The sequence below is a fragment of the Desulforamulus aquiferis genome, assembly GCF_030577015.1.
Classification (GTDB): Bacteria; Bacillota; Desulfotomaculia; order Desulfotomaculales; family Desulfotomaculaceae; genus Desulfotomaculum; species Desulfotomaculum aquiferis.
This window is the reverse complement of the sequence record NZ_JARPTC010000002.1, coordinates 206,934-229,908: the sequence shown is the minus strand read 5'-3', so window position 1 is coordinate 229,908 and position 22,975 is coordinate 206,934. Positions and strand designations below refer to the sequence as shown.

Sequence of the window (22,975 nt, the reverse complement as noted above, 5' to 3'; positions counted from 1 at the left end):
GTCCTGTTGGAAATACTGGAAATGCAGAGTATATGTAAAGAGTTTCCAGGTGCCAGGGTTTTAAATAATGTTAATTTATCCGTAAGGAAAAATGAAATTCATGCCTTGCTGGGGGAAAATGGTGCCGGGAAGTCTACCCTTATGAAGATTCTAACCGGCATTTATACCATGAACAGCGGCTCCATCAAATATCAAGGGCAACAGGTTAATATCAGCGGACCAAAGCATGCCGAAGAGTTAGGTATCGTAATGATTCACCAGGAATTTAACCTTATTCCCCAATTAAGCATCGCAGAGAACATCTTCTTAGGAAATGAAAAGGAATTTACCACCTTAGGCAAAATCAACTGGCGTGCCTTAACCTCGGCCTCATTACAATATCTAAATCAGGTTGGCCTGAAGGTACACCCTAAAACCCAGGTAGCTGACCTTAGTGTGGGGGAAAAACAGCTGACGGAAATAGCTAAAGCCCTTTCAAAGCAAGCTAAGCTTTTAATTATGGATGAGCCTACTGCTGCTCTTACTGAAACAGAAAAAGAAAAATTGTTTAGCATCATGCAATCCCTTGTGAACCAAGGTGTCTCCATTATTTATATCTCCCACCGGATGGAAGAGCTATTCCAAATCTGCCATCGGGTTACCGTTTTACGGGATGGTGAATATGTGGCCACCCAGGATATTCCCAATACCACCATTGATAAATTGGTCGCCCTAATGGTAGGGCGGGAAGTAAGCGAGAGATTTCCCAAGTCCACCACCACCCCTGGTGATTTGCTGCTGCAGATAGAAAACTTCAGTAACCATCGGCTAAATAATATAAACCTGCAGATGAAGGCCGGTGAGGTTGTAGGTATCGGGGGACTGATGGGAGCGGGACGGACAGAATTGGCCCGTGCAATCTTCGGCCTTGACAGGGTTTCCGGTAACCTTAAGCTGCACTCCAAGGACGGGACATCCTTTTCCGGCACCTTCAGTCACCCGCAGGATGCCATCCGACATGGTTTAGCTATGGTTTCTGAAGACCGTAAAGACCAGGGTCTTGTGCTACCCTTTAGCGTTAAGGAGAATCTAGCCCTGCCAACCCTGAATTCCCGCAGTAAATTTGGTGTGATTAAGCATAAAGCAGAAAATGAAATGGCAGATCATTATATCAATCTGCTGCGTATCAAGACCCAGAACCGGGAACAAAAGGTAATCAGTCTAAGCGGTGGAAATCAGCAAAAAGTTGTTTTTGGAAAATGGCTAGAGACACACCCCTCCCTTTTGATTTTAGATGAACCCACCAGGGGCGTTGATGTGGGCGCCAAGGTAGAAATATACGAGTTGATCAATAGCTTGACTGCCCAAGGTCTGGGAATAATTTTGATTTCATCGGATCTGCAGGAGTTAATGGGCATGAGCGACCGGATTTATGTAATGTATGAGGGACGAATAACAGGTCATTTTTCCCGGAATGAAGTCACAGAAGAAGCTTTCATGGGGTGTGCCACCGGAGGTGTACAATGAAAAATCCACTTGGCCTTATGCAAAAATATAAACTGGGCCCTCTACTTGGTTTGCTTTTAATCTGCTTTGTCCTGACCATCTTGACCGACAGGTTTTTCACGACCGGCAACTTTTTAAATGTTGCCCGTCAAGTATCTATAAATGCCCTGCTGGGTGTAGGCATGACCTTTGTAATTCTTACCGGCGGCATTGACCTGTCCGTAGGTTCAATTCTTGCTCTATCCGGTGCCTTGGCTGCAGGTTCCCTGGCCATGGGGGTAGACCCAATACTGGCTGTCCTGGTCGCCTGTTTAGTTGGTTTAATAGCAGGCACTATTAATGGAACTATCGTGGCCTTTGGCAGAATTGCCCCCTTTGTAGCCACCCTGGCCACCATGACTCTTTTTCGAGGAGCTACCCTGATTTATACCGAGGGCAGACCAATTCGGGCGGTATCAGAGGGCTTCAATAAATTGGGAGGCGGCTATATTGGCCCTATCCCTACCCCGGTAATCATTACCATTATTGTATTTTTATTGGCCTGGTTTGTTCTAAGCCATATGACCTTTGGCAGAAGGATCTTTGCCATTGGTGGCAATGAAGAAGCCGCTAGATTAAGCGGCATTAAGACCACCCGTTATAAAGTTCTTGTTTATTCAATAAGTGGTCTCTTGGCCGGTCTGGCTGGGGCTATATTAACCTCCCGGCTTCTATCGGCCCAACCCACGGCGGGATCCGGCTACGAGCTTGACGCCATTGCTGCCGTGGTAATCGGCGGTACTAGTTTAGCCGGAGGTGCCGGTGGAGTTGTTGGAACCCTTATCGGAGCATTGATAATCGGTATTATTGACAATGGTCTAAACCTATTAAATGTATCCTCTTTTTATCAGCAAGCAGTTAAGGGCTTGATTATCTTAGTTGCAGTATTAATTGACCGACGAAATGCAGTCAGGAGGTGATCCTTAGAGAGTAGATTTAAGGTATGCCTGTTGTGGAGTGAAGAAGAGAAAAAATATTTTGGAGGAGAGAGAATATGAAAAAGATATTAAAGATTATGGCCACAGTGGTAAGTTTGGTTTTCATCATGAGCCTTGTTACTGGTTGCGGTGGTTCTAAAGATCCCCAGGCTGAAGCTCCTAAGGGTGACGAAAAGCAGTTGACTGTAGGTATTGCATTATCTACTTTAAACAACCCCTTCTTTGTTGATATGAAGGATGGTGCCCAGGCTGCCGCAGATAAAATTGGTGCAAAGCTAATCGTAATGGATGCCCAGGACGACGCTTCCAAGCAAGTTTCCCAGGTTGAAGATTTAATCCAGCAAAAGGTAGATGTTATCCTTCTCAACCCCACCGATAGTGACGGTTTAGTAACTGCTGTAGCAGATGCCAACAAAGCAAACATTCCGGTAATCACCCTAGACCGCAGTGTAAACGGTGGCACCGTTGTTTCCCACATTGCCTCGGATAACGTGGCCGGTGGCAAGCTGGCCGCTGAATTTATCGTTAAGCAGCTGGAGGGCAAAGGCAGCGTTGTTGAACTAGAAGGCATTGCCGGAACCTCCGCAGCCCGTGACCGTGGCCAGGGCTTTCACGAAGTAATTGACGTGCAAGCCGATATTAAAGTTGTTGCCAAGCAGCCTGCCGATTTTGACCGTTCCAAGGGTATGAGTGTTATGGAAAATATCCTGCAAAGTCAGCCGGAAATTAACGCAGTATTTGCCCACAACGACGAAATGGCTCTAGGTGCTCTCCAGGCCATCGAAGCTGCCAAAAAGCAGATTCTTATTGTAGGCTTTGACGGTGGCGACGATGCCGTGAAGGCTGTTAACGACGGCAAAATGGCGGCCACAGTAGCCCAACAGCCTAAGCTAATCGGCGAACTGGGTATACAATTTGCTGAGAAAGTTGCCAATGGTGAGAATGTAGAAGCAAACATCCCTGCTGATCTTATGCTTGTTGTCAAAGAATAAGCCTAGTGTATAACTCTTAGTCCTGTTCGAATATTAAAAGACGTCTTTACTGTACACCCTTTAGCATTAACTATTAAGTTTTGATGAGGTTTTCATCTAGGCCCTTGAAACTGCGGTAACAGTTTCAAGGGTTTTTAATTACTAGTCAAAACACTTTCCAATTCCTACAGCAGCTCATCCTCACCAATATAATCATCATCATTAATACATTCATCAGAAAAGGGGCAACCATGACAGTCAAGGGGGCAAATCACCTGCACTACCTCCAGTGGCTATAAACTAAAATTCTTAATATATTATTCCCCATTAATACCCTCCTCTTCCTGCACCCTCTTTAAGTTTCTACATTCTCAGAACCAACGGGATAATTATCGTCAGGGTAATGCTGCTAAAAAGGGTGGTAAAAAAGGTTACACTGGTGACAAAATCAGGGTCCTGATTATATTGTACGGCATACATGGCGATAAAGGCGGCGGTGGGCATGGCTGCCTCTATGATCATCACCTGCTGCCACAATTTACTCACGGGAAGAAAATATACCAGACCTAGGGCAATGATGGGTGATACTACTAAACGCAGGGATACAGCAGTCCCTACCCTAAGCCAGTTAAGGCTGGCAATTCGGCTGTCTGCCAATTGCATGCCCAGTATTACCACTATTAAAGGTACCGAGGTATCCCCCACCAATTTCATTACTTTATAGAGGTTATCCGGCATGGGAAGGTCAAGGAGCTTCCAGCCAAAGGCTAAAACCATGGCGTGATTGGCGGGAAACCTGAGCAGGGTGAGCAGGGTCTGTTTCATGTCATTTTGTTTGCCGCTGGCAGCTATGTAAAGGCCAAGGGTATTCATAGAAATTGCATGAAACATATTTATCATCAATGCATAGTTAAAGCCAATTTCACCAAAGGCAAAGAGCATAACAGGGCCGCCCATATTACCCATATTGATAAATCCGGTGGATAACATGGTGCTCCTGATACTATCCTTTGCCACCACTCTGCATTTACCTAGCAAATAAATAAGTCCAATAATTATAACAGGCAATACCATTGCATAGATCGCAACATATAAAATATTTGTATCCAGGGGAGTGTCATAAAAAACCCTAAATACCAGGGGTGGCGTTAATATATAGATGGCCAAGGTAGAAATGGGCTTTACATCAAGTTTGAATTTTTTTTGCCCGGCAAAACCTAGGAGCAGCATAAGAAAAACTGGCAGAATAACATCAAGGAAAACCATAAAATACACCTCTTAATTTTCAAAGTCTTAAGAGCGTACCAATGGGTACGCCCTTAAGACTTTTTGGTGTTGCTTATTTATGTCACTAACTAGCTGCCTTTACCCATTAACTTCTCAATATCTACCGTGTAATCCCCCAGAAGATCCCCCATGACCTTCTCTAATCTGCTGCGGACATCTAACATTGCAGCCCTTTCTGTATGGGAAAGGGGTTGTAAGGGCTCTCCCATCTCGAAGCCACGTAATTCCATGGCCAATTTAAAGCCAACCGGGAAGGGTAAACAATTCATGGTCCTTAAAGTGTTAAGGAACGAAAACTGTAATTCTTGAGCTTTGTCATAGTCTTTCTTCTGATAGTTATCCCAGATTCCCAGCAGTACTTCAGGTAGGATACCTGCACAGGCAGTCATACAACCTTTGGCTCCCAGCATCAGAGCCGGGAATAGACCGTCTTCACGACCAATTAAGAAATTAAAATTATCCTGTTGGCCCATTAGTCTTACCTTATCCATAAAATGAACGGCATCAATAATGCTCCCGCTGCTATCTTTCATAGCAACAATATTAGGCTTACAGCTTAGTCTTTCAACAATGCCATAGGAAATGGGTGTTGTAAAAATAGGGATATTATAAAGTATTACAGGAATATCGACATTGTCTGCTAGAAGCTCAAAGTGTTTTTCAAGGGTTTCCTGGGTAATTGGCAGAAAATATGGCGGACAAATAACAACTCCGGAGCACCCCATTGATTTAGCCTCTTTAGCAAGGGCTATGGATTCATTAGGGTTTGGTGCTGTAACTCCAGGAGTCACCGGTACACGACCGGCAGCCTGGTCACAGACTATTTCCATACAACGAATTTTTTCGGCAAAGTCCATTTGAATAAATTCCCCGCAGCTGCTGACAGGAAATAATCCATGGACACCCTTTTGGATTTGAAACTCTACAATTTGACGAAGAACTGTTTCATTTACCTTTCCATCCTTAAAAGGAGTCAGCATAGCAACATAAATACCTTCAGGTTTAAACATTTTTTCGTTCACTCCCTATAATCCATGCCCTGGAATTTAATGTTTAATGACAAATAAAACTCCTAACTAGCTGGTAAGCAACCAATGATTTTTTCTAGCTCTTTAATAACTGAATCAGCTGCCCTGCCACCTGGTTGACGAACATAGGTGTTTATAGGTAAACCACTTAGCTTTAAGCCCTCCTTAACTACTCCAATGGCCGGTAAATCTAAACCATAGATACAGGAAAGTCGCATCAACTGATCATTAAGTTTCATGGCCCCAGCAAAGTCACCGGCTGCAAATTTCTCATATACCCCAACACTAATCTCGGGAGCAAAATTTGATGTGCCTGGGATGGCACCGTCCCCTCCCATGGTCAGGGTGCTGAGAAGATAATGGTCAAAACCGGCTAATACACTAAATTTGGGATTTATCTCCTTAACGGTCAGGATAAGATCCCTTATGTGAGAAATACTGTCGATGGTGTCTTTGATGGCAACTATATTAGGTAGTTCCTTAACCATCTTCGCCACTAAACTGGCCGGCATTTGCTGTCCTGTTAAATTGGGAAAATGGTAAAGCATAATGGGCAAATCCACACCGTGGGCCACGGACTTATAATGGTTAAATAGGTTTTCTCCAGATAGACCCCAATAATAGGGGGTAACTACCACAACCCCATCGGCACCGATATTCTGGGCATGACGGGAAAGCTCGATTACTTCCCTGGTGTTGCTATGACCTGTACCAATCAGCACAGGCACGCGACCCTTGATATAATCAACAGCAAATTCTGCAAACTCTTTTCTTTCATCGGAGCTCATGTGGGCAAACTCACCTGAGCTGCCCAACACGAATATTCCGTGAACTCCACCCTTGATAAGATAATCAATTACCGCCTTATTACCCTCCCAATCAAAGGAGCCGTCATTATTAAAAATAGTCACCATTGGCGGAATGATGCCTCTGAAATCAAAGCTACTCATCTCAACAAAACCACCTTATTGTTCTTTTAGTTGGAGTTTGACCTTTACATCCTTGTTAACAAGATATTTAGGGAAATAACCCTGTAAAACCTCAGCAACATTGCGGGCAGTTTTTGTCCTTAATTCTGCCTCGGCCTCTACTGAATACCAGGCCACGTGGGGGTTGATTACCACATTGTCCATCTTTAACAAGGGGTTTTCTGCAGCGGGTGGTTCTATTTCTAATACATCCAGACCGGCTCCTGCGATCAATCCTTCCCCCAGGGCCTGTTTCAATGCCTCTTCATCAATAACAGGTCCACGTCCGGTATTAATGATAAAGGCAGACTTCTTCATCATAGCGAATTCTTTGGTGCTGATCATGTGCTCAGTTTCTGGAGTTAGTGGAGAGTGGACGGATATGAAGTCAGCTTCTTTAAGCAGTTCTTCCAAGCTAACTAGCTTTGCACCATATTCCTTAGCCACTGATTCAGGAACATAGGGATCAAAGACCAGTAGATTCATGCCAAAGGCAAGGGCCTTTTTAGCTAATGCCTGGGCTATTCTGCCAAAGCTCAGCAGACCTAGATTTTTGCCCCTTACTCGGTAGAGGGGAATAGATACCTTATAGTCCCAATTTCCCTTCTTTACCTCATTGTTCATCAAAACAACTTTCCTTGCGCAAGCTAAAATAAGTGCCATGGCATGGTCGGAAACTTCGTCCATACAATAATCCGGCACATTGGCAGCAATAATTCCTAAATCTGTGGCCGCCGGCAGATCAATGGTGTTTACCCCTACACCGTAGCGGGCAACTACCTTTAAATTAGGTAAGGCTTCCATTACCTTACGGCTGATGGGGGCATATTGGTTGATCAGTCCCACTGCATCCTTGCATTTTTCAATGATGTCTTCCTCTGTCTTGCACTGAACGCCAATTAATTCGGCATCAATGGGAAGGATAACATTCTCTTCATACTGAAGATTGGGGAACTCAAAATCTGTTACATATACCTTTGGTTTGGACATAAAAGGATCACCTCTTTTTAATATTAAAGACTCTCCCGAGCCTGGGCTACTATTTTTACAAATTGACTTGCCCTTTCAGTCAGTACTTCATAACGTTCCTCACGGATAGCATCCTTATCCAGTAAAGAGCCGCCAACTCCTAAGGCTACACAACCCGCCTTGATAAATTCCGCCGCGTTATCCAGGGTTACACCACCGGAAGGCATTAGAGGCACGTGTTTGAAGGGGCCACGTACTTCCTTGAAATATCTGGGTCCCAATACTCCTGCCGGGAATACCTTAAGAATATCTGCACCCAGCTCATAGGCTTTGATTATCTCAGTTGGTGTCATTACACCAGGAATCACTACCTTGCCATAACGATTAGCGGTACGAATGACATCCTCATGGAGGCTTGGGCAAAATATAAATTCTGCCCCCGCCAGGATTGCTGCCCTGGCTGTCTCTGCATCTAATACTGTTCCCGCACCAATTACCGCCTGGCTGCCAACTTCGGCCACAACTTTCCTGATCATATCGACGGCACCCGGGGTATCCATGGTTAGTTCTATTGCTGTAACCCCACCCTGCTGCAAGGCCTTGGATATTTTAACTACCTTTTCTGCCTCAGCTCCACGTACAACAGCCACTATTCCAGAGGCTAGCAAACTTTCAGCTAAGCGAGTTTTAGGTAAAATAAGATTCTGACACATTACCTCTCTATCTCCTTCCTCTGACCTAGAAATACCTCAACCTCTTCAAAGGTCGGCAAACCTTCCACATCTCCTATGACCTGAGTGGCCCTGGCTCCCACGGCATTGGCTAGTTTTACTGATTCGCTATAGCTCCAGCCCTTTAAAAGGCCGCTAATAAAACCTGCAGCAAAGCCATCACCGGCACCAACCGGGTCTACTACCCTGGCCACAGGATAGCCGGGGATAAATTCTGCAGAATCTCCCGCTGCATAATAGGCACCCTTTGCCCCGCATTTAACAGCCACTATTTTCGCCCCAGCCTTTAATAGGCTGGCTGCTATTTCCTCCGGTTCATTAGCCCCCACCAGAAGACGTCCTTCCTCAAGACCTGGCAGCACTATATCAACCTCTGGAATCAAGCCCATAATAACTTCCCTGGCCCGCTCCTCAGACCAAAGCTTTAATCTAATATTTGGATCAAAACTAATGGTTACATTTCTGGACTTAGCTATTCTAATAGCTTCAAGAATTGTTTCATAACATGAATCACTTAAAGCAGGAGTAATCCCTGAGATATGCAAATATTTAGCACCCTGCAGGTAGTTAGGGTCAATATCTTCGGGGGTCATTCTACTGGCGGCAGACCCCTTACGGTAGTAGTAAACCTTGCTTTCCCCTTCCTCCTGACGCTCTTTAAACAATACGCCGGTGGGAGCTTCGGAATCCACTTTAACTTGGCTGGTATCAACACCCTCTCCGCGAACAAAAGAAACAATGTATTTGCCAAATTCATCTTTGCCTACACGGCTGATCCAGCCTGCCGTATGTCCGAGCCTACATACACCGATGGCAAAATTTGTTTCGGCCCCTGCAATCTGCTTGGCAAAATGGGTCACATATTTCATAGGGCCTGTATTCATGGAATTAAATAAGACCATTGTTTCACCTAATGTGACAACTTCGGGCATTTAAACGCCATCCTTTCCTGGTGTTTCTTATTATGAAACTGCGTTTTATTGTCTTGGCATAGGATCAGGCTTGCTCATAGCAGACCCGATCATCATACTATTTGATTAGTTTTAGGATACCAAGCGATATATCAGGTACATAGGTAATCAGCATTAGTGCCAGGACCAACACTAAGAAGAAGGGCATAATAGCCTTTGATAGCTTTTCCAATGACACTCCTGAAATACCGTTGGCCACAAACAGGTTGACACCAAGGGGAGGTGTAATAAATCCAATTGCCAGGTTTACAACCATGATTGCACCAAAATGAACCGGGTCTACTCCAATTTTAATGGCAACTGGCAGCAGTATTGGCGCCAAGATAATAATGGCAGCCAGGGTATCCATGAAAGTCCCAACAGCCAGCAGCAGTACGTTGATCATCAGCAGTACAATAATTGGGTTCTGAGAAAAGGTGGTAATGGCATTGGCCAGCATGGTAGGAATTTGTTCCAGTGCCAGCAGCCTTCCAAAGGTTGTTGCAGTTCCCACAATAATTAGGATGGTTGCAGTTGTTAGTGCAGAGGATGCTACTAAGGAAGGTACGTCAGGCAGCTTCAGCTCCCTATAGATAAACACCCCTGCCAGAAAACCGTAAACCACTGCAATTACTGCCGCTTCGGTGGGCGTAAAAATGCCCCCGTAAATACCACCGAGTATAATCACAGGCACAAGCAAGGCCCACTTGGCATCATTGCAGGTCCTTACTAACCTGGACCAGCTAAATTCCTTATCGGAGCCCTTCAGTCCGGTCTTCTTGGCGTAAATATAGCACCAGCCCATTAGAAACAGACCTACTAAAATACCGGGTAAAATACCGGAAATGAACAAATCCCCAATGGAACCATTGGTAGAAACCCCGTAGATAACCATGGGAATACTGGGGGGAATCATAACTCCAATGGTACCGGAAGCTGCTACAACCGCAGCGGCGAAGGGCTTATTATAGCCTGCCTTTACCATCTCGGGAATAATCATCATGCCAATGGCAGCAACGGTGGCAGGACCGGAGCCTGAAATAGCACCAAAAAACATACATGTAGCAACGGTTACCATTGCCAGACCGCCGGGGAATCTTCCCACCAGCACGTCTGCAACGGCCAGCAACCGTTTAGAAATTCCACCTTTGCCCATGAGATCCCCGGCTAAAATAAAGAAAGGGACGGCCATCAGGGGGAAGGAGTCAACCGAGGTTATCATTCCTTGGGCCAACATGGTTAGGGGTGTCCCCGAAAGAAGGAATGCCAAAATACAAGCAAGGCCCAGGGCAATACCAATGGGTACATTAAGCACTAGAAATACGGCAAAACTCGCAAATAACACCTGGGCTACCATTCAATCATCCTCCACATATTTTTTTCATTTCCGCAAATTATAAGCATAATTTAATCTAAAGCCCATAGCTCACGGATTTGTAAAATGATATTTTGTATCAATCGAATAATTGAAAGGGATAGACCAATGGGAGAAGCTAAGTACACATAACCCATGGGAATGGAAAGAGCAGGTGATGTTTGTCCGAAACTTAATAGTTTTATAGCTACAGCAGTACCCTGCTGAATGATAACTAAACAAAAAATGATAAATAGAAAATTAGAAATAATTATAATACTTTTTTTAGCTCTTTCGGATAAAATTAACATGATAACATCCACTTTAATATGGCGCTGTTTCTTTACTCCGTAGCTAATTCCGATATATACCATCCAAATAAAAAGATACCGGGCCAATTCCTCCGTCCAGGAAGGGGATGCTTCCAATACATAGCGCATGAAAACCTGCACGGCAATTAATACAACAGCTGTCGATAAAATAGCACTTAACAAATATTCCTCAAAATGTTCATCAATCTTTTTCAAAAGGCCCACATTATCACCCCTTTACCTTTTATTGTTGCACGGGGGAATTTCCCCCGTGCAGTTAATTCATTAGTTTATTTTTTTACTTCTGCCAATAACTCATCAATTAGCTGGCTGCTTCCCATCAATTCAGCACCCTTATCATATACGGGCTTCATCAGTTCAACCATTTTTTCTTTCTCTTCAGCCGGCAGTTCATTTATTACGTTACCATTATCTGTAATGATCTGAAGGCTCTTTTTCTCCTGCTCAATCATCAGTTGACGCTGATAGTCACCTGCTTCTTTTACAGCATCCAGTACAACCTTCTGAAGGTCTTCAGGAAGTTCGTTAAAGAATTTTTCATTCATCATAACTACGAAGGGGGTGTAAATGTGACCGGACATAGTCAGGTATTTGTTAGGCTCGTAGAACTTGTTGGAGTCAATTAAAGCTAAGGGGTTTTCCTGACCATCTACAGTTCCCTGCTGTAAAGCGGTATAAACTTCACCAAAGGCCATGGGAGTGGGGTTAGCACCCATTTCCTTCCAGGCAGCCATATGCAGTTGGTTTTCCATGGTTCTGATTTTTAGACCCTTCAGGTCTTCGATCTTGTTAATGGATCTTTTGCTGTTAGTGATGTTGCGGAAACCGTTTTCCCAGTAACCAAGGCCCTTAATACCCTGGCTGCTAAGGTTATCTAATACCTTTTGACCAACGGGACCATCTAGAACACGGTAAGCGGTATCCCTATCGGGGAATAGGAAGGGCAGATCAAAGATATAGAAAGATTTATCAAAGTTAGCTACAGGTGATGTTGAGGAAAGGTTCATGGTTACAGTACCCATTTGTACTGCTTCAGTTAATTCACGGTCGCCGCCTAAAACTGCATTGGCATGTAATTCGGTTTTAATTTGACCGTTACTATTTTTTTCAACCAGTTCGATAAATTTGAGGAAGCCATCATGGGCAGGGTGAGTTTCTACTACTGGAGAGCCAATTTTAATGTTGTATACTTTATTGCTATCAGCCTGTTTCTCTTCCTGGGTTCCACCACCGCCGCACCCAACTAATAGTACACTCATCATCATAACAGCAACGAAAGCTGCTAACTTTTTAAACATTTCATTTCCTCCTTAAATTCCTCTTATCGTACCTCTAGGGTTGAATTAGGATCTTCATAGAGAAATCTGTTCCCCTCATCAGTTCAATTCCTTCTTGGGTCTTTTCCAAGGGAAGTCTATGGGAAATAACACGACCTATCTCCGGATCCTTTATTAACATGTCCAAGGCCACTTGATAGTCCTTAGGGGTATATACTCTAACCCCTATAATGGATAGCTCTCTAAAGTTCACCGCTTGTAAGTCTATTTTTGGTGGTTCTTTAAAAACTCCCACTATAACAATTTGCCCACTAATCTTGACAAGTTTAGTAGTAAGTGCTGCTGTAGCCGGCACTCCCGCGGCCTCAAAGACAACATCTGCACCAACATCTCCGGTAAGTTTTAAAACTTCTGTCTCAGGGTTTTGGGCAGCCTCTATGACCGTAAACCCAAAGCTTTTGGCAAGTTCACAACGACCCTCATTAACCTCAGTTAGAAGCACCTGGGATGCACCGGCATATCTGGCAGCTATAGCGGTGAGCAGACCAATTGGTCCCCCTCCCAGAACAACAACATTATCCCCAACCTTAAAGGTCGATTTCCTCACTGCATGAACACATACCGCCAGGGGTTCTACCAGACAAGCTATGTCCAGTGGTAAATCCTTGGGAAGCTTCAGAATTTTGGAAGAGTCTACCTTCACGTATTCTGCAAAGCCTCCGTCGATATCAATACCCACTAAACCAAGTTTTCTGCAAACATGGGCATTACCCGTTTGGCAGGGCTGGCATACTCCACAGGATATCAGGGGATTTACCGTCACCCGATCTCCCACCTCAATATCGGCGGCTAAGCTCTCCACCACTTCACCTGTAAACTCATGTCCCATAATAAGAGGTGCTTTAGCCCTAGGATGCTTGCCTGAATAAATGCCCAAATCGGAGCCACATATCCCGGCGGAATGAATCCTAATTAATACCTCATCTGGATTTAAACTTGGTCTCTCAACCTCCTTAAGACCGATTTCTTCTTTACCCAAATATACAGCCGCTTTCATCTTATGTTCTAACCTCCCCCCCTTCTGTTGATACTAGATTGCCAGTGATAAAAAACCACCCTCAACGGCTATAGTAGAACCGGTAATAAAGTTAGAAGCATCGGAACTCAGGAATATAGCAGCTCCAACCAGATCCTCAGGCAAACCCAGCCGCTGCATCGGTGTACGACTCACAATCTTGTCGTGGGTTTCTTTAACGGCTAAAATCTTTTCCGTCAATGGTGTTTTAAAATAACCCGGTGAAATACAGTTTACATTCACCCCATGGGCCGCCCATTCAGCGGAAAGTACTTTAGTTAGTTGCAGTACAGCACCCTTGCTGGCACAATAGGCCACCGAGCGTGTAATGCCTTGATGGGAGCCCAGGGAGGCAATATTTATAATTTTGCCACTTTTCTGGGCAAGCATTTTCTCCCCAACGGCTTTACAGGCGAGGAAAGTTCCTTTTACATTTACAGCCATTACGTCATCCCATTCCTCGGCTGTAAGCTCCAAAGCGGGCTTTTTATAGTTCTTGCCTGCTGCATTAATTAGTATGTCAATGCGGCCGAACTCCTTTATAACCTGTTCAACTAGACGATTTACATCTTCCTGATCGGTTACGTCCACAGAAGTATGCAGGGATTTCCTTCCCAGGGCTAATATTTCTTCCACAACATCCTTAGTTCTGTCTTTGCTTCTGCTAACCGGTATAACATCAGCCCCGGCCTTGGCTAGACCAATGCTAATGGTTTTACCCAGACCGCCGCCCCCTCCAACAAAAAGGGCAACCTTACCTGTTAGATCAAATAGCTCTTTACTCATAAAAATCCTCCAAAGTCCGTTTTTTGTGTTTCGCATTGTGATACGCTGTTTTATTTCGAATGAAAACTATTGTGTTTCATTATATGAAACTGCGTTTCGGATTTCTTTAAATAAATTGTTTCGCCATATGAAACAATGTTTCGAATATTTAGATATTGAAACTATTTCGACGACTTGGCTCATAATCCTTCAATAAAAAATATATTTTTTTAATTACGAAAGCCTAGCTGTACAGATATCTTATTGGCCGTTTCTATCAACATTCTAGCTAATTCACTGCTAATTCTATCCATTGTAACCCTAGTGGTAGGCCCTGCTACACTAATAGAAGCAATTACATTACCACTAAAATCACGCACAGGAGCAGCTACACAACGAAGTCCCGGGTCGTGTTCTTCGTCATCAATGGCAAAACCCTGGGCTCGTACTATTTCATAGTGCTTGAGCAGTTCATTAATATCTGTAATAGTTTTTTCTGTCCTAGAGTGCAAACCATTTTCCTTCACCAGCTTAATTATCTGCTCATCTGGAAGATAGGCTGCAATTATTTTACCTACCCCGGTGCAATGTATGGAGGCAACCCTACCAATTCGTGAATACATAAGTACTGCATTACGACATTCAACCTTATCGATATAAATTACTTTACCATTCTCCCACAAGCATAGGTGTACTGCTTCTTGGGTTAATTCCATCAGTTCGTTAAGGAAAGGACGGGCCTCTGCTCTAATTTCTGTACTTTCAAGTCTTGCCTGTCCTAAACTGACTAGTTTTAAGCCAAGTCTATACTTATCTGTAAAAGAATTTTTTTCTACGTATCCACGCAGCAGGAGCGTATGGAGCAGTCTATGAACTGTGCTTTTATGCAAGCCAATAATACTGCCCAGCTCTGTCACACCCAAACCCGATTCACTTCTGGATAATTCTTCAAGGATTTCTAAAGCTCGATCTAAGGATTGAACTACATTGTCCTTTTCAGTTTTAATTTTCCTCACCCCCTATCTCACATTATGAAACATGGTTTCAGAAATATTTGTCTATATATATACTCTATATTTTCAAAAATACCTTTTTATTTTTTATACTTTTTAGAAATTTCACAATTTCAAAGCCTCCTTAACCAGCAAATATAAAAACCTCCCAGAGAAATCTAGGAGGTTACCAGTAGGATTTAAGGAAATATTTTTATTCCCCATTGATAATTTTGTCTATTTCTTCAATGATATCTTCTCTCTCATGCAATCCGCCAATCCTATGCTTGACTTCATAATCTTTGAAAAGTAATAGCTGGGGTATACCCCTTAATCTAAAACGTTTGTGTAACTCAGCATATTGATCAACATCTACATAATAGACGTTTAGCCTGCCGGCATAATAGGTTACCAACTCTTCCACTATGGGAAGCAACTCTTTACAAATATCGCATCTCTCAGCAGCAAAAAATACCAAAGAGGGGGTGTCACTATCAAAGGTAAGATTGTCGAAGTTTTTTGTGTCTAGGCGCTGAAATGTTTCGTAACCCATTGTCTTCCCCCCCAAAGACCACTTACTATATTTTTAACTGTGCTTTGATTGTGTCATCATCCACATTGCCATTAAGCTGCAATTGTAGCTCACCTTTTTCTAATAACAGAATTGAAGGTATTACTTCAACATTATATTTTTGTGCAATGCGCTTCTTACGGGATACATCAACCTTCACAACTTTATATTTTCCACCAGCGGCAGCGATTAATGCGTCCAATCTGCTGGCCATATCAATGCTTTCATTGCTGGCAGGGCTCCAAAATACAAGTGCCACAGGCTTATCGACATTTACAACCTCGTCTTTAAAGCTCTGCTCTTCATCCAAATATCTCTCAGCAGATACTGCTGCAATGGCGCCATCGTTGGCTGCTGTAACCACCTGACGTAGGTATTTCACCCTGGCATCGCCGGCGGCAAATACTCCATCCACCGAAGTCTCCATTTGCTCGTTAGCTAGAATATATCCTCTTTCATCTAATTCTATTTTACCTTTGACAAAATCTGTACCAGGTATCATTCCTACATATATAAAAACTCCATGTGCTGCTAACTCAGTCAGTTCACCGGTCTTAAGATTCTTTACTACTACGGATTCCACTTCACCCTTGCCTTTAATTTCTGCCAAAACAGAATTCCAAACAAATTCAATCTTGGGGTTATTGAAAGCCTTTTCAGCACTGGCCCTATTGCAGTCAACAATTCCCACATCATGTAGAACAATAACGGTTACCTTGCGGGCATATTTTGTGATATACATAGCTTCTTCAATGGCAGCATCGCCATTTCCTACTACTACTACATCTAAGTCGGTATAAAACTCTGCATCACAGGTGGCACAATAGGATACACCGCTTCCGCGTAAAGGCTTCTCACCAGGAATATTTAACAGGCGAGGTTGGGAGCCCAGGGCTAAAATTACTGCTTTGGCCTGGTATTGCTGACCCTTCTTAGTATTAATCAGCTTAATTTCACCACTGAAATCTACATCAGTAACCTCGCCTTTTATAATCTCTGTACCAAATTCTTTTGCATGGCCTGCAATAGTTTTCATTAATTCAGGTCCAGAGGTACTTTTAAAACCAGGGAAGTTTACAATCTCACGGGTGGTAAAGGCCTGGCCTCCCACGGCTCCCTTTTCTAAAATAGCTGTTTTCATGCGAGCTCTGGCACCGTAGATGCCTGCGGCAAGACCAGCTGGTCCTCCGCCGATAATTACTAAATCATAAACTGACATTATCTTCACCTCTTAGATTTAATAAATATTATGTTTAGTCTTCCAGGTACTGATAAATTACAGCACCTTCAACATTTTTGGGCATTGGTGCACCGGCCAGGTGGCAGATGGTTGGAACAATGTCCACGGCTTTAACTTGTCTGTCAATTACCGCGCCACCTTTTTTAAAACCAGCACCAACCAGCATTAATAGAGGTTTCATGGAATAACCCAGATTGCAGTGGCTGCTCAATGCGTTGCCGTGACACCTGGCAAAAGTGGGCTCCATAATGTAAAAGATATCACCACAGTTTTCGCCGCCTAGCCCTACCAGTTCCATATCGGTCCTATTCAGTGCCAAGGTGATAATTCTTTTACCCGTATGAGGGTCTTTATAAGCATAAAGATCATCAATGATCTTTTCAACCAGCCGGTCGTAATCCGCAGGATCGACAATACCTTGGGGATCTCTACCCTTCAGGTTGATATAGATGAAGGTAGAACGCTGTGCTATTGCAGTGGTGTTAGCCCAGTCAATTTGTAGGGTACCATTAACTTCTTTGGTTTTTGTATAGCCCAGTTCACCCATAATACCTACGTTAATACCCCACATATCACCAATCCGGGGCAATTCTCTAATCTGTGGACTCTTGGGAACGCCAGCATGGTCAGACGTAATGATAATAGCTGTATCTTTTTCTAAATGCTTTAGCATTTCTCCCACAAAATTGTCACTGATTTCGTAGATTTTATATATCTGTTCACGGTACCTCTGGTACTCTCCTGGAGAGTGCTCAGGAGTTACAAAATCTAAGAAGTAGTGGTTATACATATCAATACCATGCATGTGGACATAAAACAGATCCCATTCTTTGTTCCTCAGCAGGTAGTCAATAGCCTCAACATGCCACTGGTACATCTCAGCCACCGATTCATTCATAATGGCGTCAGCAAAAGCATTATTTCGGTCGAAGTTGGTAGGCTGCAGCATGGGGCCAACATTCTTATAGATTTCCTCACCCAGCTCTGCTGGATGGAAGTATTTGCTACTTTTTAAATTTAGAACAAAGGAACAGTAGATCTTTGCAAAGCTACCATCAGCCTTCATATCTAAAATCCTTAGTTTATAGGCAACCGGCGTATCTTTTCCATTAAAAATAAAGGTATCGTATATCCAGTCGCTCCACTGGCCAGCATAGCACTGAACCAGAGGTTGAGCCTGTTTTTTATTCTTAAAAATTTGTAGCTTATTATAGTTCTGGCCGTCTTCAGCAATTAAAAGGCCAAATCGGCGGGCTTGGCCACTGTTTACTGGCAGGACCATTTCTTTAGCACCCGCAGGAGCACTCAGCCAACTGGCAGCTGGCTTTATAGGAGTTTTAATTTGGTCAGCGCTAGGCTGATCCTGGGACATCTCCCCATCTTCTTCACCGGTAACTACGCCACTGGGCTGGGAATAACCCATTATATCTTGTTCCTCTTGGCTGATACCTGCTTTTAATGAGGTTATATCCCCTTCTACCCGGCAGTCGGTACCTCTGTTGTCCATTTCGTGATATTTTTCTTCTATGGCGAAGTCGCCCTCTATGCAGGTATATACCTTTTCGTAATCAATATAGCCACGTAGGTTGGTATAAATGCTGGTGCCGTCAACATAGATGTCATCTGTTTTCGGAGGCCAGGCAGTGGGATAGTTAAACAGAATACTCTTTTTGCCTGCTCTATTGAAAGTTTCCCAGATACTTTCAGCCTTTAACAGTTCCGAGTTCCAGCCATATTCCATCTGTTCAAGTTCATTACCAAGTTTGTGGTTCCAGAAGCAGGTAATTCCGTGTGTTACGGGGTAAGCACCAGTACCAAGGGTAGCCCAGTTAGGTGGGGTAATGCCTGGGAGAACACCCTGCATACCTAGGTCAGGTGTATTTACACCCATGTCCATAACCTTTTTGAAATTAGGCAGTTTACCTTCGCTAATGTACCTTCGAACCAAGAGTGGGTCTGCACCGTCTAGGCCTAACATCAGCACTTTTTTGGCTTTCCCATAACTGTAAGGCATCTGGTCCCCCTCACTCGGGTAAAAGCATGTTACTTCATTCACTTTTACCTAAATTATAAAAATCCCGTACTTCCTTGTAAAATACATAGTGCTTATACCGGGTATAAGAGTTAGTATTCTACGCGTTAGCAGTGTAATATCCCCTTCATTATAAATTATTAAACTCGCAATTTGCTTCACATGATCATTATAGATAGCTTATTGCCCTTGTAAAATAGCCATTATATGGACATAAACTAATTCTATATCTTTAATGCATAACGCCTGTCAACTCAAGTGGATTAATAGGCTGTTATGCATTCTTAGTTTGATTAAATCCCTAGAAGAATAAGCAACCTATCATGTATATGTTTTGCTTATACCGGTATAATTAGTGAGTATTGTACATAAAAAGACATAATTTTTATAATGAAAGAGGTTAGTGAAGTTGAGAACTAACACAGATACTGGAGTCAATTATTAAATTGGTTTTTCTGTCTTATTTTAAGGCACAAATAATATATGGTACTAGGAAAGGAGATAGCTACTATGAAAAGACAGCCACTTACCAGTAAACTATTGGTACTAGGCGTCGATGGCATGGACCCAAAAATTACAAAAAAATATTTAGCAGAAGGCAAACTGCCTAATCTGCAAAAATTCATTGACCGTGGAGCTGCTAGGGAAGATTTAGTTCTTCTGGGTGCAATTCCAACCATTACACCTCCCTGCTGGACAACACTTGCCACAGGTGCTTATCCAGGTACCCACGGTATCACTTGCTATTGGAGACAGTCTCCCGAAAGTCTTGATGCTGTTGTTTACAATATGGATTCACGTAATTGCACTGCAGAACAAATCTGGAACATCACAACTGAAGCTGGCATGAAGACTCTCGTTTGGCACTGGCCCGGCAGTTCTTGGCCCCCAACCTCTCAAAGCCCAAATCTAAGTGTTGTGGACGGAACTCAGCCTGGTTCTGTTAACATGGGAGTTGCACAGCTTGATTGGGAAAAAGTTATTGTTGCTAATGCTGATATTAAAGAAGTACGCTATGCACCAAGAGTTGATAAGCCGGCAGGCGTTGGTTGCGTTATTTCCGACCTAGAAGATACTTTAGATAATGATGTTGATGATGAAATGATGGAACTGTGGTGGGGAGATACCGCTCGTCAAGGCGGCGAAATTCGCACCTACGTTATGGATGATGAGGATACCGAAGTTGTTATTGGTAGTAAGGTAGCCTATGACATCGTTAACTCTCCCCTTAAAGATGCTACTGGTTGGGCAAATGCTCCAGAAGGCGCAAAAGAATTTACTATCCTAACTTCCGGTGGTGTTATGAGACGCCCCGCCTTAATTCTTAAAAACGAAGCCGGCGAATATGACAGAGTAGCTATATACAAGAATAAGAAAGCTGAAGCACCCATTGCTATCATCAAAAAGGGTGAAATGGTATCTAATATCATTGATGATGTTACTAAAAAGGAAGTAACTAAGCCAGCATGTCGTTCCATGAAGATTTTAGAGCTGGACCCAGCTGGTACACAAGTTAGACTTTGGATTAGTAACGCCCTTGATATTGCCAATGACATGTTGTGGCATCCCAAGACCCTCTTCCAAGAAATTGTTGATAATGTTGGCGTAGTTCCACCTGTTAGTTTAATCGGTGGCGAAGATGCTGAGTTAGTTCGTGAAATCTTTGAACCCTCCTGGGTACAATACAACAAATGGCAAGCTGATTGCATGAATTACCTCATCAAGGAAAAGGGCTATGAAGTAGTATTCTCCCACCTACACAATATTGATTGTGCTGGTCACCAGTTATGGCACCTGGCTAAAACACTGCCTGAATGGGATTATACAGATGAAAAAGTCTATCAAGGATTTATTGAAAAGTTCTATCTGCAGACAGATGATTACCTCGGTGAATTCATGCACTTACTAGATGAAGGTTGGACAATTTTATTAGTTAGTGATCATGGCCTCATCGTTGGGGAAAACGTACCTCCTATCTTGGGTGAATACGGTGGTCTCAATACTAAGGTTATGGAAGAACTGGGCTATACCGTTATGAAGAAAGATGAGAACGGCAATTCCATCAGAGAAGTAGATTGGGAAAAGACCAGAGCCGTTCAGATTCGCGGTAACTATATTTATATCAACCTTAAGGGCCGTGACAAAACAGGTATCGTGGACCCCGCAGACAAATATGCTCTGGAAGAACAAATCATTAACGACCTATACAACTACAGGGATGAAAGATCTGGAAGACGTGTTGTGGGTATCTGCCTAAGAAACAAAGACGCAGTGATACTGGGTACCCATGGACCAGAGTGTGGTGATATCTTCTTTTCCATTGAGGAAGGACACAACAGATTGCATGGCGATGGTATCTCAACCTCAGAAGGATATCATGAGACTTCTGTTTCTCCCATTTTCGTTGCAGCAGGCCCTGGCATTAAGGCTGGATTTACAACAGATCGTATTATCAGACAAGTGGATGTTGCACCTTCCGTCTCAGCTTTGCTAGGTTTGCGTTTCCCTGCTCAATGCGAAGGAGCTCCGATTTATCAGATTTTCACAGAAGAAATCTAGATAAACAATCTAGCAGCTATCAGTAAATCTGATAGCTGCTTTTAAATGGAGGGTTGTTGCGATGCGGAGAACTGCTGAAATTGGGATGCTGTTAGTTACTCTGCTATGGGGTGCTAATTTTGTAGTCGGAAAACTAATTTTAGAAAGCACTACTCCACTGTACTATTCCAGTATTAGATTTGTCGGAGCAACAATTCTTTTAGGCCTCCTTTACCATCAACGTTTAAGAAATATTGACAAATCAACGTTGAAGGCTGGAGCATTGATCGGAATAGCCCTTGGTATAGGCTACATTTTGCAAACAGTGGGACTAAATTATACAACGGCTTCTAAAGCAGGCTTTCTGACAGGGCTTTTTGTGGTTTTGGTCCCACTTTTTGAGAGTATTATAAGAAGAAGAATGCCTCATGCTAATGAATTATTTGGCATTCTATTAGCGACAATAGGACTTGGAGTATTAAGCCTAAATAGTAGCTTTGCCATTGGGTTTGGCGATGCAATGGTCTTTTTAGGTGCAGTATCCTTCTCCATTAGCATCGTTTTAATTAGTCATTTTGCAAAAGATCACGATCCTATTTCATTAACGGTTATTCAAATTGCAGTAACGGCAGTGTTATCACTGGCTTCTGCTGTTCTAGTAGAGCCTATTGTTTCTATGGAATACTTTGATATGAATCTTATTCTATTGCTTCTTTTTGCTATCCTTTTTGGTACAGCAGTCAATACGGCTATACAGAATTGGGCTCAGAGCAAAATAAGCGCCACCAGTGCATCAGTAATTTTAGTTTTAGAGCCAGTAGCTGCGGGTATTTTTGCGTATTTAATATTGCATGATACTATGGGTATAAAAGAACTGACAGGTTGCATAATGATCATAACTGGCATGTTGGTCACCTTGCTATTAACTCCTAAAAAATCACAGCAAGTCAATGTAAATACTGCTGATGCCGGTGTATAACCTTTGGTCTATCATACAATGTTAATTTTAATATTAAGGAGTGGTTAAATATGTCTTTAAAACAATTAGATTCAACCAGCTTTGAAGAAATTATCTATGATAACGCTGAGCCTTGCCTGGTGGTATTTTCAAGGAAAAATTGCCACGTATGCAAAGAAGTTGTTCCAATGTTGGAAGAATTGCAACCTAAATATGAAGGTAAGTTCGGCTTCTACAGTGTTGATGTTGAAGAGCAAAAGAACCTGTCCCAAAGATTTTCCTTAAGAGGAGTTCCCTCTATCGTCTTCTTCAATGAGGGTGAGCTTCAAGGGAAAGTGGCTGGTCAAGTCGAGGAAGAAACCGTAGAGGAAAAGATTGCCGAAGTTCTTGGTGAATAAATATAATTTTAGAGTTCTTTCAAAGGGGGGGTAACTTTTATAGTTACCCCCCTCAGCCTGTTGAAAAAGATTCAACT

General features: G+C 43.1%; 21 protein-coding genes. 6 read left to right on the top strand and 15 right to left on the bottom strand.

Translation table 11 applies throughout. The annotated features are described in order from the left end of the window. Window positions 1–6 precede the first annotated feature (6 nt). The 3 genes from P6N53_RS02255 to rbsB all read left to right on the top strand — a co-directional run bounded on the left by P6N53_RS02255 (window position 7) and on the right by rbsB (window position 3,454). Window positions 7–1,506, top strand: a complete 1,500-nt coding sequence (locus P6N53_RS02255; protein ID WP_304540833.1) for a sugar ABC transporter ATP-binding protein — start codon at window positions 7–9, stop codon at window positions 1,504–1,506. Next, window positions 1,503–2,444 (top strand): ABC transporter permease, encoded by a 942-nt coding sequence (locus P6N53_RS02250; protein ID WP_304540830.1) that lies wholly within the window; start codon window positions 1,503–1,505, stop codon window positions 2,442–2,444. The genes P6N53_RS02255 and P6N53_RS02250 overlap by 4 nt, the downstream gene beginning before the upstream one ends. A 74-nt stretch (window positions 2,445–2,518) precedes the next feature. After that, window positions 2,519–3,454 carry a ribose ABC transporter substrate-binding protein RbsB gene (rbsB, locus tag P6N53_RS02245; RefSeq protein ID WP_304540828.1) on the top strand — a complete coding sequence of 312 codons (936 nt, stop codon included), beginning with the start codon at window positions 2,519–2,521 and terminating at the stop codon, window positions 3,452–3,454. A 342-nt stretch (window positions 3,455–3,796) separates the two neighbouring features. Here the strand turns inward: rbsB and P6N53_RS02240 are convergent, their stop codons facing one another. From P6N53_RS02240 to P6N53_RS02170, 15 genes are all read right to left on the bottom strand, one after another. Further along, window positions 3,797–4,699, bottom strand: a complete 903-nt coding sequence (locus P6N53_RS02240; protein WP_304540826.1) for an AEC family transporter — start codon at window positions 4,697–4,699, stop codon at window positions 3,797–3,799. An 89-nt stretch (window positions 4,700–4,788) separates the two neighbouring features. Continuing rightward, complete coding sequence (locus P6N53_RS02235) at window positions 4,789–5,730, bottom strand: dihydrodipicolinate synthase family protein (protein ID WP_304540823.1); 942 nt, start codon at window positions 5,728–5,730, stop codon at window positions 4,789–4,791. Window positions 5,731–5,792: 62 nt separating this feature from the next. Continuing rightward, the gene (locus tag P6N53_RS02230; RefSeq protein ID WP_304540821.1) at window positions 5,793–6,698 is read right to left on the bottom strand and encodes a dihydrodipicolinate synthase family protein; all 906 of its coding nucleotides are present in this window, start codon (window positions 6,696–6,698) and stop codon (window positions 5,793–5,795) included. Between the two features lie 15 nt (window positions 6,699–6,713). Further along, window positions 6,714–7,706 (bottom strand): C-terminal binding protein, encoded by a 993-nt coding sequence (locus P6N53_RS02225; protein ID WP_304540819.1) that lies wholly within the window; start codon window positions 7,704–7,706, stop codon window positions 6,714–6,716. 23 nt (window positions 7,707–7,729) lie between these two features. Continuing rightward, window positions 7,730–8,398 carry a bifunctional 4-hydroxy-2-oxoglutarate aldolase/2-dehydro-3-deoxy-phosphogluconate aldolase gene (locus tag P6N53_RS02220; protein ID WP_304540817.1) on the bottom strand — a complete coding sequence of 223 codons (669 nt, stop codon included), beginning with the start codon at window positions 8,396–8,398 and terminating at the stop codon, window positions 7,730–7,732. Then, window positions 8,398–9,348: a sugar kinase gene (locus tag P6N53_RS02215; RefSeq protein ID WP_304540816.1), complete on the bottom strand. Its 951-nt coding sequence runs from the start codon at window positions 9,346–9,348 to the stop codon at window positions 8,398–8,400. The genes P6N53_RS02220 and P6N53_RS02215 overlap by 1 nt, the downstream gene beginning before the upstream one ends. Window positions 9,349–9,445: 97 nt before the next feature. Beyond that, window positions 9,446–10,723: a TRAP transporter large permease gene (locus tag P6N53_RS02210; RefSeq protein WP_304540815.1), complete on the bottom strand. Its 1,278-nt coding sequence runs from the start codon at window positions 10,721–10,723 to the stop codon at window positions 9,446–9,448. Between the two features lie 50 nt (window positions 10,724–10,773). After that, window positions 10,774–11,256 carry a TRAP transporter small permease gene (locus tag P6N53_RS02205; RefSeq protein WP_304540813.1) on the bottom strand — a complete coding sequence of 161 codons (483 nt, stop codon included), beginning with the start codon at window positions 11,254–11,256 and terminating at the stop codon, window positions 10,774–10,776. Window positions 11,257–11,321: 65 nt separating this feature from the next. Further along, entirely contained in the window at window positions 11,322–12,350 is a 1,029-nt protein-coding gene (locus P6N53_RS02200) for a TRAP transporter substrate-binding protein (RefSeq protein ID WP_304540812.1), read from the bottom strand. Between the two features lie 34 nt (window positions 12,351–12,384). Then, a complete protein-coding gene (locus P6N53_RS02195) occupies window positions 12,385–13,386 on the bottom strand; it encodes a zinc-dependent alcohol dehydrogenase (protein ID WP_304540810.1) in 1,002 nt (333 codons plus the stop codon). A 33-nt stretch (window positions 13,387–13,419) separates the two neighbouring features. After that, window positions 13,420–14,190 carry a glucose 1-dehydrogenase gene (locus P6N53_RS02190; protein WP_304540808.1) on the bottom strand — a complete coding sequence of 257 codons (771 nt, stop codon included), beginning with the start codon at window positions 14,188–14,190 and terminating at the stop codon, window positions 13,420–13,422. Window positions 14,191–14,399: 209 nt separating this feature from the next. After that, on the bottom strand, window positions 14,400–15,185 hold the full coding sequence (locus P6N53_RS02185; protein WP_304540806.1) for an IclR family transcriptional regulator: 786 nt from the start codon (window positions 15,183–15,185) through the stop codon (window positions 14,400–14,402). A 190-nt stretch (window positions 15,186–15,375) separates the two neighbouring features. Then, on the bottom strand, window positions 15,376–15,714 hold the full coding sequence (locus P6N53_RS02180; protein WP_304540804.1) for a thioredoxin family protein: 339 nt from the start codon (window positions 15,712–15,714) through the stop codon (window positions 15,376–15,378). Between the two features lie 25 nt (window positions 15,715–15,739). After that, window positions 15,740–16,951, bottom strand: a complete 1,212-nt coding sequence (gene trxB, locus P6N53_RS02175; RefSeq protein ID WP_304540802.1) for a thioredoxin-disulfide reductase — start codon at window positions 16,949–16,951, stop codon at window positions 15,740–15,742. A gap of 34 nt (window positions 16,952–16,985) precedes the next feature. Beyond that, the gene (locus tag P6N53_RS02170; RefSeq protein ID WP_304540801.1) at window positions 16,986–18,986 is read right to left on the bottom strand and encodes an alkaline phosphatase family protein; all 2,001 of its coding nucleotides are present in this window, start codon (window positions 18,984–18,986) and stop codon (window positions 16,986–16,988) included. Window positions 18,987–19,514: 528 nt separating this feature from the next. Between P6N53_RS02170 and P6N53_RS02165 the strand changes: the two genes are divergently transcribed. The 3 genes from P6N53_RS02165 (at window position 19,515) to P6N53_RS02155 (ending at window position 22,898) form a co-directional block, all read left to right on the top strand. Continuing rightward, window positions 19,515–21,563, top strand: a complete 2,049-nt coding sequence (locus tag P6N53_RS02165) for an alkaline phosphatase family protein (RefSeq protein WP_304540798.1) — start codon at window positions 19,515–19,517, stop codon at window positions 21,561–21,563. A gap of 61 nt (window positions 21,564–21,624) precedes the next feature. Further along, entirely contained in the window at window positions 21,625–22,521 is an 897-nt protein-coding gene (locus tag P6N53_RS02160) for a DMT family transporter (protein WP_304540796.1), read from the top strand. After that, window positions 22,518–22,898, top strand: coding sequence for a thioredoxin family protein (locus P6N53_RS02155; RefSeq protein ID WP_373322973.1), 381 nt, complete (start codon window positions 22,518–22,520; stop codon window positions 22,896–22,898). The genes P6N53_RS02160 and P6N53_RS02155 overlap by 4 nt, the downstream gene beginning before the upstream one ends. Window positions 22,899–22,975 lie beyond the last annotated feature (77 nt).